This is a genomic window from Shewanella sp. LZH-2 (genome assembly GCF_016859145.1).
In the GTDB taxonomy this organism is placed as follows: Bacteria; Pseudomonadota; Gammaproteobacteria; order Enterobacterales; family Shewanellaceae; genus Shewanella; species Shewanella xiamenensis.
Genome location: NZ_CP069350.1, coordinates 2,829,415 through 2,844,597, shown reverse-complemented (window position 1 = coordinate 2,844,597; position 15,183 = coordinate 2,829,415). Strand labels below are relative to the sequence as shown.

15 protein-coding genes are annotated in these 15,183 nt (G+C 45.7%); 7 read left to right on the top strand and 8 right to left on the bottom strand.

All coding sequences use genetic code 11. The annotated features are described in order from the left end of the window. Positions 1-19 precede the first annotated feature (19 nt). Entirely contained in the window at positions 20-292 is a 273-nt protein-coding gene (hupB, locus tag JM642_RS12645) for a nucleoid-associated protein HU-beta (RefSeq protein ID WP_006081127.1), read from the top strand. A 226-nt stretch (positions 293-518) separates the two neighbouring features. After that, a complete protein-coding gene (gene ppiD, locus JM642_RS12640; protein ID WP_069454684.1) occupies positions 519-2,384 on the top strand; it encodes a peptidylprolyl isomerase in 1,866 nt (621 codons plus the stop codon). Between the two features lie 151 nt (positions 2,385-2,535). Here ppiD and JM642_RS12635 read toward each other — a convergent pair whose 3' ends face one another. The 8 genes from JM642_RS12635 to pspF all read right to left on the bottom strand — a co-directional run bounded on the left by JM642_RS12635 (position 2,536) and on the right by pspF (position 10,645). After that, entirely contained in the window at positions 2,536-2,748 is a 213-nt protein-coding gene (locus tag JM642_RS12635) for a molybdopterin-binding protein (RefSeq protein ID WP_037417205.1), read from the bottom strand. A 117-nt stretch (positions 2,749-2,865) separates the two neighbouring features. Further along, positions 2,866-4,068 carry an enoyl-ACP reductase FabV gene (gene fabV, locus JM642_RS12630; protein ID WP_037428157.1) on the bottom strand — a complete coding sequence of 401 codons (1,203 nt, stop codon included), beginning with the start codon at positions 4,066-4,068 and terminating at the stop codon, positions 2,866-2,868. Positions 4,069-4,173: 105 nt separating this feature from the next. Then, complete coding sequence (locus JM642_RS12625) at positions 4,174-4,959, bottom strand: ATP-binding cassette domain-containing protein (protein WP_037417209.1); 786 nt, start codon at positions 4,957-4,959, stop codon at positions 4,174-4,176. After that, the gene (locus JM642_RS12620; protein WP_037417214.1) at positions 4,940-5,947 is read right to left on the bottom strand and encodes an oligopeptide/dipeptide ABC transporter ATP-binding protein; all 1,008 of its coding nucleotides are present in this window, start codon (positions 5,945-5,947) and stop codon (positions 4,940-4,942) included. The genes JM642_RS12625 and JM642_RS12620 overlap by 20 nt, the downstream gene beginning before the upstream one ends. Before the next feature lie 3 nt (positions 5,948-5,950). Beyond that, positions 5,951-6,841, bottom strand: a complete 891-nt coding sequence (locus JM642_RS12615) for an ABC transporter permease subunit (protein WP_037417217.1) — start codon at positions 6,839-6,841, stop codon at positions 5,951-5,953. Continuing rightward, complete coding sequence (locus JM642_RS12610) at positions 6,828-7,859, bottom strand: ABC transporter permease subunit (RefSeq protein ID WP_047539496.1); 1,032 nt, start codon at positions 7,857-7,859, stop codon at positions 6,828-6,830. Before JM642_RS12610 ends, JM642_RS12615 begins: the two co-directional genes overlap by 14 nt. After that, the gene (locus JM642_RS12605) at positions 7,859-9,484 is read right to left on the bottom strand and encodes an ABC transporter substrate-binding protein (protein ID WP_203431902.1); all 1,626 of its coding nucleotides are present in this window, start codon (positions 9,482-9,484) and stop codon (positions 7,859-7,861) included. Before JM642_RS12605 ends, JM642_RS12610 begins: the two co-directional genes overlap by 1 nt. A 69-nt stretch (positions 9,485-9,553) precedes the next feature. Beyond that, positions 9,554-10,645 carry a phage shock protein operon transcriptional activator gene (gene pspF / locus JM642_RS12600; protein ID WP_144376512.1) on the bottom strand — a complete coding sequence of 364 codons (1,092 nt, stop codon included), beginning with the start codon at positions 10,643-10,645 and terminating at the stop codon, positions 9,554-9,556. A 177-nt stretch (positions 10,646-10,822) separates the two neighbouring features. Here pspF and pspA point away from each other — a divergent pair, with 177 nt between their 5' ends. From pspA to JM642_RS12575, 5 genes are all read left to right on the top strand, one after another. Then, entirely contained in the window at positions 10,823-11,506 is a 684-nt protein-coding gene (gene pspA, locus JM642_RS12595; RefSeq protein ID WP_011071928.1) for a phage shock protein PspA, read from the top strand. Between the two features lie 17 nt (positions 11,507-11,523). Continuing rightward, positions 11,524-11,763 carry an envelope stress response membrane protein PspB gene (pspB, locus tag JM642_RS12590; RefSeq protein WP_086024023.1) on the top strand — a complete coding sequence of 80 codons (240 nt, stop codon included), beginning with the start codon at positions 11,524-11,526 and terminating at the stop codon, positions 11,761-11,763. Beyond that, entirely contained in the window at positions 11,750-12,136 is a 387-nt protein-coding gene (gene pspC / locus JM642_RS12585; RefSeq protein ID WP_047539490.1) for an envelope stress response membrane protein PspC, read from the top strand. Before pspB ends, pspC begins: the two co-directional genes overlap by 14 nt. Positions 12,137-12,250: 114 nt before the next feature. Further along, positions 12,251-13,708 carry a YcjX family protein gene (locus JM642_RS12580; protein ID WP_203431901.1) on the top strand — a complete coding sequence of 486 codons (1,458 nt, stop codon included), beginning with the start codon at positions 12,251-12,253 and terminating at the stop codon, positions 13,706-13,708. After that, positions 13,705-14,907 (top strand): TIGR01620 family protein, encoded by a 1,203-nt coding sequence (locus JM642_RS12575; protein WP_203431900.1) that lies wholly within the window; start codon positions 13,705-13,707, stop codon positions 14,905-14,907. Before JM642_RS12580 ends, JM642_RS12575 begins: the two co-directional genes overlap by 4 nt. Positions 14,908-15,183: the final 276 nt, after the last annotated feature.

Sequence of the window (15,183 nt, the reverse complement as noted above, 5' to 3'; positions counted from 1 at the left end):
TTACATTCAAGGGGATGACATGAACAAATCTGAACTAATCGAGAAAATCGCTTCTGGTGCTGACATTTCTAAAGCCGCTGCCGGCCGTGCACTGGATTCTTTTATCGCAGCTGTGACTGAAGGTTTGAAAGAAGGCGATAAAATTTCTCTTGTTGGTTTTGGTACTTTTGAAGTGCGTGAGCGCGCTGAACGCACTGGCCGCAACCCACAAACGGGTGAAGAAATCAAAATCGCAGCAGCAAAGATCCCAGCTTTTAAAGCGGGTAAAGCTCTGAAAGACGCTGTCAATTAATTTTTGATATCGCAGCCTTTGTAAGGCGTTCGTAATGATAAGCACTGTTTAAACAGTGCTTTTTACGAATTGAAAGTAATGGATTTTGAAGGTCAATTTCTACCATTACTCGGGGTTTTAGCACTTACCAGTGGTAGCGTCTGAATAATCCCTATTAATTACAGAAAGGCGCATCTCAACCTGATGCGCCTTTTTATTTTGTTAATCGCAACGAGCGAGATATCTGATGTTAGAAAAGATCCGCGATGGTTCGCAAGGCGTGATTGCTAAAGGCATTCTCGTACTTGTGATTTTATCTTTTGCATTTGCAGGGGTGAGTAGCTATTTAGGCTCAACTTCCGATGTACCTGCCGCAGAAGTCAACGGTGACAAGATCACTAAAGCCGAGTTAGAACAAGCCTACCAGAGCGAACGCGCTCGTATGGAACAACAACTGGGCGAAATGTTTGCTGCCCTATCTGCGGACGAAAGATACCTAGAAAGCATTAAGCAGAGCGTTCTCGAGCGTCTAGTGGCAGACAAACTGATCGATCAAGCTGCCGCTGCGATGGGATTACGTGTTTCTGACGAACAAATTATTGCAGCGATTAAATCTGAACCCGCTTTCCAAACTGACGGTAAATTTGATAACGACCGTTATCAGGCTATTTTGCGTCAGTTAGGTTATCAGCCACAAACCTTTAGAAGCATGATGCGTGTCGATATGACTCGTCGTCAGTTAACCGCGGCGTTAGTGGGCACTGAATTTGTATTACCCGGTGAAGCTAAACAATTAGCTGAGCTGCAAGGCCAAACTCGCGACATTCGTTATTTAGTGGTGGACTCTGCGCCATACCTTGCCAATGCCTCTGTGACAGACGAGCAAGTAAAAAACTACTATGACGCCAACCAGGGCCAGTTTATGAGCCCAGAGAAGGTGAGTTTAGAATATGTTGAGTTAAACGCGGCTGATTTTGCCAAAGACAGCAAAGTGACCGAAGAAGAAGCTCAGGCTTACTACGATGAGCATAAGACGCAATATGTGTCTAACGAGAAACGTTTAGCAGCGCACATTCTGATTGGCCCAGGTAGCGATGAAGCCGCTGCGAAAGCCAAGGCTGAAGATTTAGCCAAGCAGTTAGATAACGGTGCTGATTTTGCTGAGTTAGCCAAAGCCAATTCTGAAGATACCTTAAGTGCAGAGCAGGGCGGAAAATTAGACTGGTTTGAGCCCGGTGTGATGGACCCCTCATTCGATGCTGCGCTTTTTGCTCTGCAAAAAGGCCAACACTCAGCAGTCGTCAAAACAGATTTTGGTTTCCACATCATCAAACTGTTAGACGTTCAGCCTGGTACCACTGTGCCCTTTGCTGACGTTAAAACTAAGATTATTGCTCAGTTACAAGAGAAAAAAGCGGTAGATCAATTCTATAGCTTGCAGAGCAAATTGGCCGATACCAGTTACGAAGTGCCTGATACCTTAGCCGAAACCGCAAAAGTGGTGGGTGTTGAGATTAAGACAACGCCGCTATTTTCACGTGATGATGTGCCAGCGGCACTGAACAAGCCTGATGTAGTAAAAGCAGCATTTTCAGACTCAGTGATGCGCCAAGGGCTAAATAGTGAAGTGATTGAGCTTGAACCGAATCACGTAGTGGTTATTCGCATGAAAGAACATCACGATGCGGGCACTATGCCATTAGCCGAAGTGAAGGCCGACATCGCAGAGCGTTTAAAGCAAGATCAAGCGAACGCAGCAGCACGTGCTAAAGCAGAAGAGTTAATGGCGCAAGTGAAAGCTGGCGCTGCTGATGTGAGCTTAATCGCTAAGGCTAAATTGGGGCGTGGTGCACAGGATTTAGACGCGGCCATTGTGACAAAAACCTTCCAAATGCCAACGCCGAGTGCTGCACCTGTGGTTGATACTGTCGCTTTAGCAAATGGCTATGCTGTGATTGCACTGGACAAAGTGAACGCGGCTGAGTCTGTTAGCGATGAGTTAGTCAATGCACTAAAACAACGCCTAAATGCACAATACAGCGAAGCGGATTACCGCGGTCTGATCGAGTCACTGAAAGCGAATGCAAAAATTCATTACCCTGTAGAAGGTTAATGGTGATAAGGGATAACTCAGTCTATCCCTTATGTTCGCAAAGCAAATATAAAGTGTTTTGCTAATCAAATAGAAAAGGCCAAGTGTTTACTTGGCCTTTTTGTTTGTCTTGAACCGCGTTATCAAATGTTCTGGGCGCTATATTAGCCGCTTAATCATCCACGCCAATCATCACGCTGCTGGCTTTAATGAGTGCGTAAGCCGAATCACCCACCTTCAAGTTTAAACGCTCACAGGAGGCTTTCGTCACGACGGAGGTTAACACTACGCCCGGTGCCAGTTCGATAGTGACTTCGTTGTTTACAGAGCCAATTTCGATAGCGGTAATAGTGCCACTTAGGGTATTACGTGCACTGATCTTCATTCTTTATCCTTATTTAGTGTTGAATGGTCATGCTAGTTTAGCCTATCGTACGGCATTTGAGGCAAATAAAAACGCCACCCGAGGGTGGCGTTTAAAAGCAAGCTGTAATCGTGACGATTACAGCTCGATCACATCGAACTCAACGTACGGATTCACATCAGCGTCGTAGTCGATGCCCTCAATACCAAAGCCGAAAAGTTTAATAAACTCGGCTTTATATTCTTGATAATCGGTCAGCTCTGATAGATTTTCAGTGGTCACTTGTGGCCACAGATCACGGCAATGCTGCTGGATATCTTCACGCAATTCCCAATCGTCTAAACGCAGACGGTTATCGCTATCGGTCTCAGGTTTTGCACCATCGGCACGGAACAGACGCTCGCTGAACATGCGATAGATTTGCTCCATACAGCCTTCGTGCAGACCTTCTTGGCGCATTTTCTTAAATACCATCGCGATATACAGTGGCATCACCGGGATTGCAGAGCTGGCTTGAGTGACAACGCTTTTGAGCACGGCAACGTTGGCGCTACCGCCTGTCACTGAGAGCTTATCGTTTAAGGCTTTTGCAGCACGGTCTAAGTCCATTTTGGCTTTACCTAATGCGCCATGCCAGTAGATTGGCCAAGTTAACTCTGTACCGATATAGCTATAGGCAACGGTCTTGCAGTTGTCGCTCAATACGCCAGCCTCGGCGAGCGCGTTAATCCACAATTCCCAATCTTGGCCGCCCATCACAGTGACTGTATCGGCAATTTCTTGCTCTGTCGCAGGTTCGACAGTAGCTTCGATAATGCAGTCTTTATTAGTGTCTACCGCTGTTGCAGTGTAAGTTTCACCAATTGGTTTGAGCGCAGAGCGTACTAGTTCGCCAGAATCTGGCAGTTTGCGCACAGGTGATGCTAATGAATACACCACCATATCCACTTGACCTAAATCTTGCTTGATTAGCTCAATGACTTTTTGTTTAGCTTCATGGCTAAAGGCATCGCAGTTGATGCTCTTAGAGTACAAACCTTCAGCTTTGGCAAACTTGTCGAAAGCGGCAGAGTTGTACCAGCCAGCAGTACCTGGCTTAGCTTCTGTACCTGGTTTTTCGAAGAACACACCAATAGTTGCTGCATCGCTACCAAAGGCGGCGGCAATGCGTGAAGACAGGCCATAACCACTGGATGAACCAACAACGAGGACTTTTTTAGGCCCGTTGGCGATTTTGCCCTTCGCTTTGGTTAAGGCAATTTGTTCTTGAACGTTAGCTTCGCAACCAACGGGGTGAGTAGTGGTACAAATGAATCCACGAATTTTGGGTTTGATAATCATGTTTAAGCTTCTTCTATCAAAATGACCAATAGGATAAATACTTCGGCGATTAAATGGCATCTATTTTTAGCCAATTTGCCTGAATATTTAAGTGGTTGGAGCAGTTTAACGCTTATGAACAAACAGGCTCTGCTCCTGAATAAGCCTTTGGGTATATTCGTGCTGCGGTGAATTAAATATCTGTTCTGTGGGAGCTTTCTCAACCATAACGCCTTTATGAAGAACCATAATTTTATCGCTAACATGGCGAATAATATTGAGGTTATGGGACACAAAAATATATGACAATCCTAAGTCTTTTTGCAATTTCAGTAGCAAATTGAGGATTTGCGAGCGTACGGACAGATCTAAAGCGGTCAACGCTTCATCGGCGATAATGATTTTGGGGTTGAGCATTAGCGCCCGCGCCACGGCAACCCGCTGTTTTTGGCCTTCAGAAATCATATGCGGATAAAAGTCAGAATGTTCAGGTAATAAACCGACTTTCCTTAATGTCTCAATTACTTGAGAATTACGCTCTTTGGCAGATAGCTGAGTGTTAAAGCGCAATGGTTCATCGAGTAATTGACCAATGGTGAGCCTTGGGTTGAGCGAGGTATTAGGATCTTGAAAAATCATCCGAATAAGGCGGCAGCGTTGTTTGATATTGCGGCTGTCTAAGGCTTCGCCTTCGAAGTAAATTTCACCGCCGCTGCGCGGTTCTGCGCCCACTAAAATACGCGCTAACGTACTCTTACCTGAACCTGCCTCACCCACAATAGCTAAGGTTTCGCCGCGATTGAGTTCAAAGGAAACCGGGGCTAAGGCATCGTTATATTGGCGGGTAAAGCCTTTATAACCAGTATCATACCTTTTAAAGAGATCGTTAACTTTAAGCAGTGGAGTCGTCATTTGTCGTTTCACCGTGGTAAGGGAAATGGCAGGCAAAGTAGCGGTCTCTTGAATGACTCAAACTTGGCTGATTAACACATTTCTTTTGCGCCTCAGGACATCTTGGCCCTAAGCGACAACCAATGGGGAGATGTTGGAGTGCTGGCGCCGAGCCTGGCAGTGTTGGCATAATTGCCTTGTGCGCCTCTATCCCCGAATAATCCGGCATATTATCCAAGAGTGCCTTAGTGTAAGGATGATAGGGCTGATTAATCAATTCATCCGTCGGTCCTGACTCCATCACTTGGCCGCAATAGAGTACCGATAGGTGATCGCACCATTGTGCCAGCGTCTCAAGCTCATGACTGATGATTAAAATTGACACATTTTGCAGTTGGTTAAGCTGTGATAGTAGGCGAAATATCTGAGCCTGAGTACTCAGCTCCATCGAGTTTGTCGGCTCATCTGCAATTAATAATCTAGGCTGGTTGGCAATTGCCATGGCGATCATCACTTTTTGGCATTCGCCTTCGGATAATTCCCATGCATAGCTGGACATGACTTTTTGGGGATTTTTAATGCCAACTTTGTGTAGCCATTTCTGCGCCGTGAGTTTGGCATGTTTATGCTTTTGCCAAAAATAAGCTTTAGGATTCTTAGGCATGGCCTGCATCAGCTGGCTACCCACGGTTTGCGAAGGATCAAGGCTACCTGATGGGTCTTGGAAGATCATCGCCATATCTGAGCCCATCAGATTACGGCGCTCCTTCGAGGTCATGGCCATCAGATTATTACCATCCCACATCATGCGGTCGGCAGTAATGGTCCAGTTGGGGCCAGGGATCCCTAGAATGGCTCTGGCGAGTAGACTTCGGCCCGAGCCGGATTCACCCACTAGGCCGTGGATTTCACCCGCATTCAAGGTCAAGCTTACTTTCTCAAGAGCCCGCACTTTGCCGTGGGGCGTGTCGAGTTCAATAGTCAGGTTTCTAACGTCGAGTAATGGCATAGGTTAGTTTCTGATGGGCGCAAGCGCCGATCTCAAGCCATCGCCTACCAAGTTTATGGCAAGCACACTAAAGAGAATCGCCAGTCCTGGAATAGTTACAGTCCAAGGTGCGGTCAATAAATTATCCATGCCTTGCGCCACCATAGCGCCCCATTCTGGGCTAGGGGCTTGAGCACCAAGACTTAAAAAGCCGAGGGCAGCAATATCTAAAATCGCGGCAGAAATGGCTAAGGTCGTTTGAATAATCACCACTTCCCAGACGTTTGGCATGATTACATACCAAAAAATCTGCATTGAATTGGCTCCATCCAAACGGGCAGCGGTAACATATTCTTTTTGTAATTCTTCATGGACCGATTGATGAATAGAGCGGACAAACTGCGGCGTTAAGGCAATGCCTACGGCCCAAAACACGTTTTCAAGTCCCGGCCCCATAACGGCAACCACTAAAATCGCCATCAGAAGCGAAGGGATTGACAGCAATGCATCGAGCAAATGGCCCAAAATACTAGACTTTAATCCACGCATCATGCCGGAAAGTGAGCCGATGATAAATCCAGTAAACAGAGCTGTACCGACAATCATTAATGCCATGCCAAAGGTTAAATGCGCGCCATGTAGCAAGCGGCTAAAAATATCCCGGCCAAGATCGTCGGTGCCTAAAAAATGCGCCACAGTGCCGGAAGGATCCCAAGAGGGAGGTAACAATAGGGCGCGTGGATCTTGAGCCTCTGGTGCGAAAGGCGCAATCATTGGGCCAAAGAGGGTGAGCAGCAGCAGAAAAATAATGGTCCACAATCCCGCTAAGGCAAAAGGGTTTGCCGAAAAATTTTGCCAGACCCGCATCATTGGGGAAGCAATTTGATCTTCCTGATAAATTTTAACTGGAGGCATAAAGATCTTTTCTGCTTAATGGATTGAAGACGGTATGTAGCACTTCAATCAAAATACTTAAAAAGATGATCAGCAAGGCGACAGCCAATATTCCACCTTGAATAACCGTGTAATCCCGCTGATAAATTCCTGATACTAACCAAGAGCCTACACCTGGCCATGAAAATATCACTTCAACAACAATAGCATAGCTAGCAAAGGCACCTAGCATTAAACCTAAGTGCTTTAATACAGGGATAAGCGCGTTGGGTAAGGCATGACGTAAAATAATGGTATTGGTGTGCATACCTCTGGCTTCGGCTGCGCGGATAAAGGTTTGGTTCATCACATTCATCATTGCAGAACGTGTGCTACGTACTACCACAGTAAAAGGCAGCACTGCGAGCGTTGTCGCTGGCAGAATAATGTGTAGCAGTGCATCCTTAAACGCCGATATGCGATACTCCGAATCAGAAAGTAGGATATCGACCAGCATAAAACCAGTGACGGGTTTTATCTCATATAAAAGATTGAGTTGCCCCGATATTGGCAACCAACCGAGATCGACACCAAACCAAAGCGATAAATACAGTCCCAACCAAAAGACTGGAACAGAGTAACCCGTAAGAGTAATAGCCATAATGGTATTTTGGGTGAGTTTATGCTGACTTTGTGAAGCCAAAACGCCCAAAGGTACGCCTAAACCAATGGCGATTACCGCGGCCATGACGGCGAGCTCGAAGGAGGCTGGGAGTACGGTACTTAACTCCTCTGCAACGCTTTGATGGGAAGTCACTGAAACCCCTAAGTTACCACTCAGCCTTTGCTGTAAATAAGCAATAAACTGCAACGCCTTGTTGCTATCTAACTTATAGTCTTGTTCGATTTGGGCAAGCTGATCTGCCGATGGTGAATGTATTCCTGTGAGGGCAAAGGTGCGTTCAATCGGGAACAAACCTGTTGCATAAAATAGGACACCAATCATGACGAGTGAAGTCGCTAGGAATAAATTGAGGCGCCGTAACAGGTATCTTAACATCAGTTAGTCTCCTGTGTGGTTTGGCTGGTTTTTGTAAAGGAAATGCCGCCAAAAGGCGTGAGTTGCATATTATGTACATTATTACGCGTTAAAGCGACCCGTTTGGCATGAGCCAAACTCAGCATTGGTACTTGCTCGGCGATGAATGCTTCGGCTTCTTGATAAATTTGTTTGCGCTCTGCTTGTGTTGAGACTTCTCTTGCTCTGTCTAGAATGGTATCAAACTGTTTATTGCACCAGCGAGAGCGGTTGTTGTTTGATTGCATCGACGCGCAGCTAAGCAGTGGCGTGAAAAAGTTATCGGGATCACTGTTATCGGCGTTCCAGCCGATGAGCACTGAATCGTATTCATCTCGACTTAATCTTTGGGTAAAGACACTCCAGTCGTAACTGATTATGTTGACTCTAACACCGATATTGGCCAAATCAGATTGAATTAACTCAGCTGTTTTCAGTGCATTAGGATTATAAGCTCTCGCAACAGGCATTGCCCAAATATCGATGCTGAGATTGTTAATACCTGCCTCTTTTAGCAGGTCTCTGGCTTTTTGGGGATTATAATCGAGTAGCTTCTTATTGCTGTCGTAGGCCCAAGAGGCTGGTGGAAGTACGCCTATCGCCTCTATTGCGGTGTTTTGATACACAGCACGTAAGATATTTTGTTTATCCACCGCATGGGCGAGCGCGCGGCGAACTCGAACATCATTTAATGGCGCTTTTTGAGTGTTAAATGCCCAAAATGCTACGTTAAGGCCGGGTTGTGATTCGATATTGAGCTGTTCATGTTGCTTAATAACGGGAAGTTCCCCTGCTTTTGGCAGGGCTGAAACACTGCAGTCACCCGCGATTAACTTTGCTAATCTCACGGTGCTTTTTGGGGTGATATCATAGACCAACATCTCGACATTGGCGGGTTCTCCCCAAAAATCTGGATTACGGCGATAGCGAATATATTCGTTTTTGGCGTAATGCACTAAAGTAAAAGGCCCTGTACCAATGGCAAAATGGTCAACATTTTCCGGGTGACCTAGTGCAAGTTGTTGTTCGGCGTACTCACTGGAGAGAATAACGGCAAAGTCAGTCGCTAAATTCGATAAAAATGAAGCATCCTTACGGGCTAAGCGAAAGATGACTTCATAGTCATTGATTTTTTCAACACTTTTAACTTGTTCAGAAAAACCAATACTTTGAAAAAAGGGATAACCAGTGCGTGACACACCATGGTAAGGGTGATGCTTATCGATAATTCGATTGAAGGAAAACAGTACGTCGTCGGCGTTAAATGAGCGACTTGGCGTAAAACGGGAAGAATGCTGAAACTTAACATCCTCCCTGAGCGTAAAACGATAACTAAGACCATCATCACTTTCAGCCCAACTGGTTGCCAAGGCCGGAACCAACTGACCAGAGAGCGCCTCATAGTCTACTAAGCGGCTATAAATCAGGTGTGAAGTGGCGTCGATCGTAGTGCCTGAGGTCACCAACTGCGGATTAAAAGACTCGGGATTCCCTTCGGAACAATAGACCAAACCAGAAGGAAGTCGTTGGGGGCCACATGCAACCAACAACCCACTCATGCAGAATACCGAAGTTGCTAGGCACAGGCGTCTAATTAGCACACTCATTTATAAATCATTATTTTATCGACTATGAACGACTATTTTAGCAGTGCATCTCGCCCATGGGCAATCAGCTTATGCTTTATCGAGCAAATTGTATTTTTTTAGAATGCCACGTAGCTGATGATAACTTAACCCCAAGATTTCAGCGGTCTTCTTTTGATTATATTGGCTTGCCGATAAGGCTTGCTGAATAAGCTCCATCTCATAACGCTCGGTTTGTTCTTTAAAGTCTAATGGAAAACTAAAGTCATTTAACGGCGCTTCACTAGGTGCAGCGACATCTGTATCGGTTTGTGCGGTAATGGTGGGAGGACTTATGATGGTTGAGTGCGGTGTGGGCACCACCTGACGCTCAAGAGTGCGCACCCGAGTTGTCGGCCGGTACGGGGAGGCGAAAGGGTCGAGAATAATGTGCTCGATGGGACGATTTTCACCGCAATTACGGTAAACACTGCGCTCAACAACGTTTTTAAGTTCACGAATATTACCGGGCCAGTCATGACTCATGAGCTGCTCGATGGCATTTGCACTAAAGCCACTAAAGAGTTCGAGCTTGAGTTGCCGAGCCATTCCCACAGCAAAGTATTCGGCTAATGTCATGATATCTTCTGGACGACAACGTAGTGGCGGCAGTGTGATCACATCGAAGGCTAAACGATCGAGTAAGTCGGCCCGAAATTCACCGGCCTCGGCCAGTGAGGGTAAATCTTCGTTGGCGGCGCAGATAAGGCGCACATCCGCTTGAATGGTTTTACTGCCACCGACACGTTCAAATTCACCGTACTCGATAACTCGCAGTAGTTTTTCTTGAATCAATCCAGAGGTATTGGCTAACTCGTCAAGAAACAGTGTTCCACCATCAGCCCGTTCAAAACGGCCTTCGTGTTTACCTTTGGCACCAGTAAAGGCCCCAGATTCGTGGCCAAACAATTCACTTTCAAGCAAGTTTTCGCTCAAAGATGAACAATTTAGCTTAATAAAATTTTGATCCCAGCGCTTAGACAGATAATGTAGGCGTTCGGCAATCAGCTCTTTACCTGTGCCTCGTTCACCAATGATCAGTACAGGTTTTGATAACGGAGCGATTTGTGAGACGTGCTCTAATACTTCAAGTAGGGCGTTTGATTGACCGATTAGATTGTCTTGCTGAAATTTATTATCCACGATATTTTTTAGTCTTTAACGCTAAATTTTGGTGAAAATCATAATAAGTGGCTTGCGTTGTAAAATAAAGGAAAAGTTAAGATTTTGTTTATCTAACTGAATTTAAACAATAAATAAAAGTTGGCACAGTTAGTGTATTACCTTAAGCGAGACCAACATCAATTTGAGGATAGCATTATGGGTATTTTCTCTCGTTTCGCCGATATCATTAACTCTAATATCAGCGCATTACTCGACAAAGCCGAAGACCCTGAAAAAATGGTTCGCCTGATCATCCAAGAAATGGAAGATACACTGGTAGAAGTGCGTTCAACCTCAGCTAAGGTATTGGCTGAAAAGAAAGAATTGCATCGCCGTATCAGCCGAGTCGAGGAGCAAGTTCAGGATTGGCAGGATAAAGCGGAACTGGCACTTTCAAAGGACCGCGAAGATTTAGCCAAAGCAGCTTTAGTTGAAAAACAAAAAGCGGCGGGTTTAGTGGATACTTTAAACCAAGAGTTGGCAGTGCTGGATGAGCATATCGCTCGTTTAAAAGACGAAGTGAGCCTGCTGCAGGAAAAACTGTTAGATGCAAAAGCGCGCCAAAAGACCATTATTTTGCGCACTCAAACTGCGTCATCACGTTTAGAAGTGAAAAAGCAGTTAGACTCAAGCAAAATTGATAATGCCATGCTTAAGTTTGAGCAATATGAGCGCCGTGTTGAAGGATTAGAAGCGCAGGTTGAATCCTACGATCTTGGCAGCAAAAAAACCTTAGCTGATGAGTTTGCGGCATTAGAAGCTGAAGATTCAGTCAATGCTGAGTTGGAAGCGCTCAAGGCAAAAGTGAAAGGCAAAGCTCCCACAAAGTCAAAAGAATAACATTTTAGAGGTGAGTTATGGATATGGACATACTAATGGCTCCGATTATCATCTTTATGATAGTGGTGGCGCCTATATGGTTAGTTCTTCATTATCGCAGTAAGCGACAAGTGAGCCAGGGACTCACTGAGGAAGAGTTTTCACAGCTGAATGACTTGATTGCGAAAGCCGATAAAATGGCTGCGCGTATCGAAACCTTAGAGGCGATTCTCGATTCTGAATCGCCTGAATGGAGGGGGAAACATGAGAGGATCTAATGGTCGAACTTTGTATCGTATTCCCCAGTCAGGTAAAATCGCCGGTGTGTGTGCAGGAATTGCTGAATACTTTGCGATTGAAACTTGGTTAGTACGCGTACTTGCAGTTTCTATCTTTCTATTAGGTGGTTCGGGTGTTGTCTTTATCATCTATGTGGCGTTGTGGGTGATACTCGATATCAAACCCCAAAATAGCTCTGTTAGGGATGACATTGAAGTGAAGAAGAAACCTTGGCAGTCGGGAGAGCCAGCTAAACAGGCGCTAAGCGATGTGAATCGTCAGTTTAGGAGCCTAGAGGTGAGATTGCAAAACCTTGAGCGCCATGTGACTTCTGATAATTTTGATTTAAAAAGACAAATCAATAGTTTGTAATCCCTCGAAAGGGCGGCCATGTCCGCCCTTGTTGTTTAATCTTTGGTTGATCCAGTGTCATCTCCCGTCGATTCCAGTATATAGTTATCTCATTCAACATTTAGGGAAATCCTTATGGGAATGCTTGATGTATCGATCCACAAAATCACGCAAAAGAGTCAATCCTTCCTCCATCGAACAGCCGATAGGCATTTGCGACTTGCGGTAACAGGGTTATCGGGGGCAGGAAAAACGGCCTTTATTACAGGGTTAGTCAATCAATTACTCAATAGCGGTGCAGCATCATCTGCATCGCATTCTCGCCAACATGGTTTGCCTCTTTGGCAGGTGAGCCGTGAACAACGTTTGCTTGGGGTTAAGCGAGCGATGCAGCCGGACCTTGAAATCGCGAGTTTTGATTATCAGAGTGCTATGTCAGCGCTGACTTCAAATCCTCCTACTTGGCCTGAATCGACTCGCACCATTTCAGAGTTGCGTTTAGCTATTAAATATCGGCCGCAAAAGGGATTACTCGCCAAGTTTGCCGATACCGCAACGCTGTATCTAGATATTGTTGATTACCCCGGTGAGTGGCTTTTAGATTTACCTATGCTGCGCCAAAACTATATTGAGTGGTGTACTGCCCAGCAGCAACGGCTTGCGGTTTTGAAGAGTTCACCGTTATACGCTGGTTTTGAAACATCGTTAAATGCACTCAATTTAGCGGCGATGGCCGATGAAGCGGAACTGAAACGGCTTGCCGATCAATATCAGCAGTTATTACAGGATTTAGTGCATGTGCAGGGGTATTACCAAGCGCAACCGGGGCGTATGTTATTACCCGGTGAGTGGCAAGGTGCACCGCTGCTGGCGTTTTTCCCGCTGTTATCTGTGACTGATGCTCAGTGGAGCAACCTTAAACAAAGTGAGAAGCACAGCGCTTTTCATGTGCTGGAAAAGCGCTATCAAGAGTATGTCGCTAAGGTTGTTAAACCTTTTTATAAACAACATTTCGCAGGGTTTGATCGTCAGGTGGTGCTCGTTGATTGCTTCAGTGCGTTAAATCGTGGCAAATCACAATTTGAAGATATGGGCGCGGCGCTAAATGCCATTATGGAGAGTTTTCAATACGGACAATCCAGTTATTTACGTCGGCTTTTTGCGCCGCGGATTGACCGTTTGCTCTTTGCCGCCAGTAAGGTTGACCATGTCACGCGGGATCAACAAAGTCATGTGTTGTCGCTGTTAACGGATATGCTCAAGCACAGTCAGCACTTTGCTGGTTTTGATGGTTGTAAAGTTGAGACTATGGCCATTAGTGCGATTAAGGCCACGCGCCACGGCATGGTGACTACTCAAGATGGGGATGTGGAAGTCGTGCAGGGCACCGGATTGAATGGCCAAGCCCTGACCTTGTTTCCTGGTGAAGTGCCTACTCGCTTACCCGAGTCTACTTTCTGGCGTGAGCAAGGCTTTAACTTTATTGGTTTTGCACCGCCGGATAACCGCAGTCTCGATCCATCTTCGGTGCATTTTGACCATATCCGTCTTGATCACCTTCTGCAGTATCTTGTAGGGGATAAACTGGAATGAGAGTAGATCCGTTAACACATTCAACTGAGCCGCAAGAAAATGAGGTTGAGCAGTCTGTAGCCGCGGCGTCGCTTGCAGCTCAACGGCTTAAAAAGCAGCGAGTATTTGATGCTGAACAGGTCAAACTACAGTCTGCAACAGATGAGTTAAAAAGTGCGCAAATGTTTGCGCCACAAACCCCGATAAAGGCGATTGATGACGTTGTTGAAGAGACGTTAGCAGCTCAACCGCAGGTGTTAGAGGTGGCATCGATACGCCCTAAATTACATCAATCTCGCCGCTGGTCTTGGTTGGCACGCTTATCACTAATGGCATTAATACTACTCACGCTAGTGCAAACAGGCCTTGGTTTGCGGGATGCTTGGGTTGCCAGTCCTTGGCTATTTAGTTTTTATGGTGTGGTGCTTGGTTTAGTCGGGAGCTGGGCTATAGTCGGTGCCGTTAGCGAGTATCGAAAATTAAAACGCTTAAAACAGGTTGCCGATACCCAGGATACAGGTGCAAGGCTTGCCCTGAGTATGCAAATGGGTGAGGCCGATAGCTTTATCGATAATATTGTACGGCATTACCCCGATAGCCAAGGATTACAACGGCTGCGTCACTCGTTAAAAGATGAACATAACGATGCCGAAAAAGTGCTGTTATTTGAGGACTTAGTCCTAACGGAGCGAGATGAACTCGCCAAAAAAGTCGTGCGTCGATATGCGGCTGAATCAGCAGTGTTATTGGCTGCTAGCCCGCTTGCGGCATTGGATATGGCGATCATTCTTTGGCGTAATCAGCGAATGCTGCGTGATGTTGCCGCTTGTTATGGTATTGAATTGGGTTACTGGAGCCGGATTAAACTCATTCGCAGCATAGTGATTAACATTATTTATGCGGGCACCAGTGAGTTAGTCACGGACTTAGGAACTCAATTGCTATCGGTCGAGATGACCGGTAAATTATCCGCGCGGCTTGCCCAAGGATTAGGGGGCGGTTTGTTAACGGCGCGCCTAGGATATCAGGCCATGGCACTGTGTCGGCCAATCGGTTTTAGGGAAGAGCAGCGCCCCAAATTATCGAAAGTTCATCAAGATTTGTTGATTGAGCTTAAGCAGTTTGCTGGTAAGTTATTGACCAAAGATGGGCGTGATGCGCTTAAGAGCCAATTAGAGGCTGCTGAGCTAAAAAACAGCTCAACGGCAAAAGACAAATAACATAGCCGAATGCACAAAACCGCGAGTGCACTTTAGGCTAAATGCTAATGCGCTAATGACTCTGTCATTAGCGCATTTTTTATCGCCGATGTTCTGCCCTAAACGCTGAATGTAACAACTTAGTTACAGTGGTTCTGTTGCTATTTTCACCGTTGCACTGGTTTCAACTGTTCAGCAGGGTATGTTAGTGCTTATTCGATAGGGCTAATGTTTTATTAACTTATCTATATGGACTAAAAACACAAGCAAATCATCATTCCTCGAACAATCAATCAA

Excerpts from the sequence above, each read along its gene's own strand:
- pspA (WP_011071928.1), top strand. The coding sequence starts at position 10,823 with ATGGGTATTTTCTCTCGTTTCGCCGATATCATTAACTCTAATATCAGC.
- fabV (WP_037428157.1), bottom strand. The coding sequence starts at position 4,068 with ATGATTATCAAACCCAAAATTCGTGGATTCATTTGTACCACTACTCAC.
- JM642_RS12605 (WP_203431902.1), bottom strand. The coding sequence starts at position 9,484 with ATGAGTGTGCTAATTAGACGCCTGTGCCTAGCAACTTCGGTATTCTGC.
- JM642_RS12575 (WP_203431900.1), top strand. The coding sequence starts at position 13,705 with ATGAGAGTAGATCCGTTAACACATTCAACTGAGCCGCAAGAAAATGAG.
- JM642_RS12620 (WP_037417214.1), bottom strand. The coding sequence starts at position 5,947 with ATGCCATTACTCGACGTTAGAAACCTGACTATTGAACTCGACACGCCC.
- ppiD (WP_069454684.1), top strand. The coding sequence starts at position 519 with ATGTTAGAAAAGATCCGCGATGGTTCGCAAGGCGTGATTGCTAAAGGC.
- pspC (WP_047539490.1), top strand. The coding sequence starts at position 11,750 with ATGAGAGGATCTAATGGTCGAACTTTGTATCGTATTCCCCAGTCAGGT.
- JM642_RS12635 (WP_037417205.1), bottom strand. The coding sequence starts at position 2,748 with ATGAAGATCAGTGCACGTAATACCCTAAGTGGCACTATTACCGCTATC.
- hupB (WP_006081127.1), top strand. The coding sequence starts at position 20 with ATGAACAAATCTGAACTAATCGAGAAAATCGCTTCTGGTGCTGACATT.
- JM642_RS12625 (WP_037417209.1), bottom strand. The coding sequence starts at position 4,959 with ATGACGACTCCACTGCTTAAAGTTAACGATCTCTTTAAAAGGTATGAT.
- JM642_RS12580 (WP_203431901.1), top strand. The coding sequence starts at position 12,251 with ATGGGAATGCTTGATGTATCGATCCACAAAATCACGCAAAAGAGTCAA.
- JM642_RS12615 (WP_037417217.1), bottom strand. The coding sequence starts at position 6,841 with ATGCCTCCAGTTAAAATTTATCAGGAAGATCAAATTGCTTCCCCAATG.
- JM642_RS12610 (WP_047539496.1), bottom strand. The coding sequence starts at position 7,859 with ATGTTAAGATACCTGTTACGGCGCCTCAATTTATTCCTAGCGACTTCA.
- pspB (WP_086024023.1), top strand. The coding sequence starts at position 11,524 with ATGGATATGGACATACTAATGGCTCCGATTATCATCTTTATGATAGTG.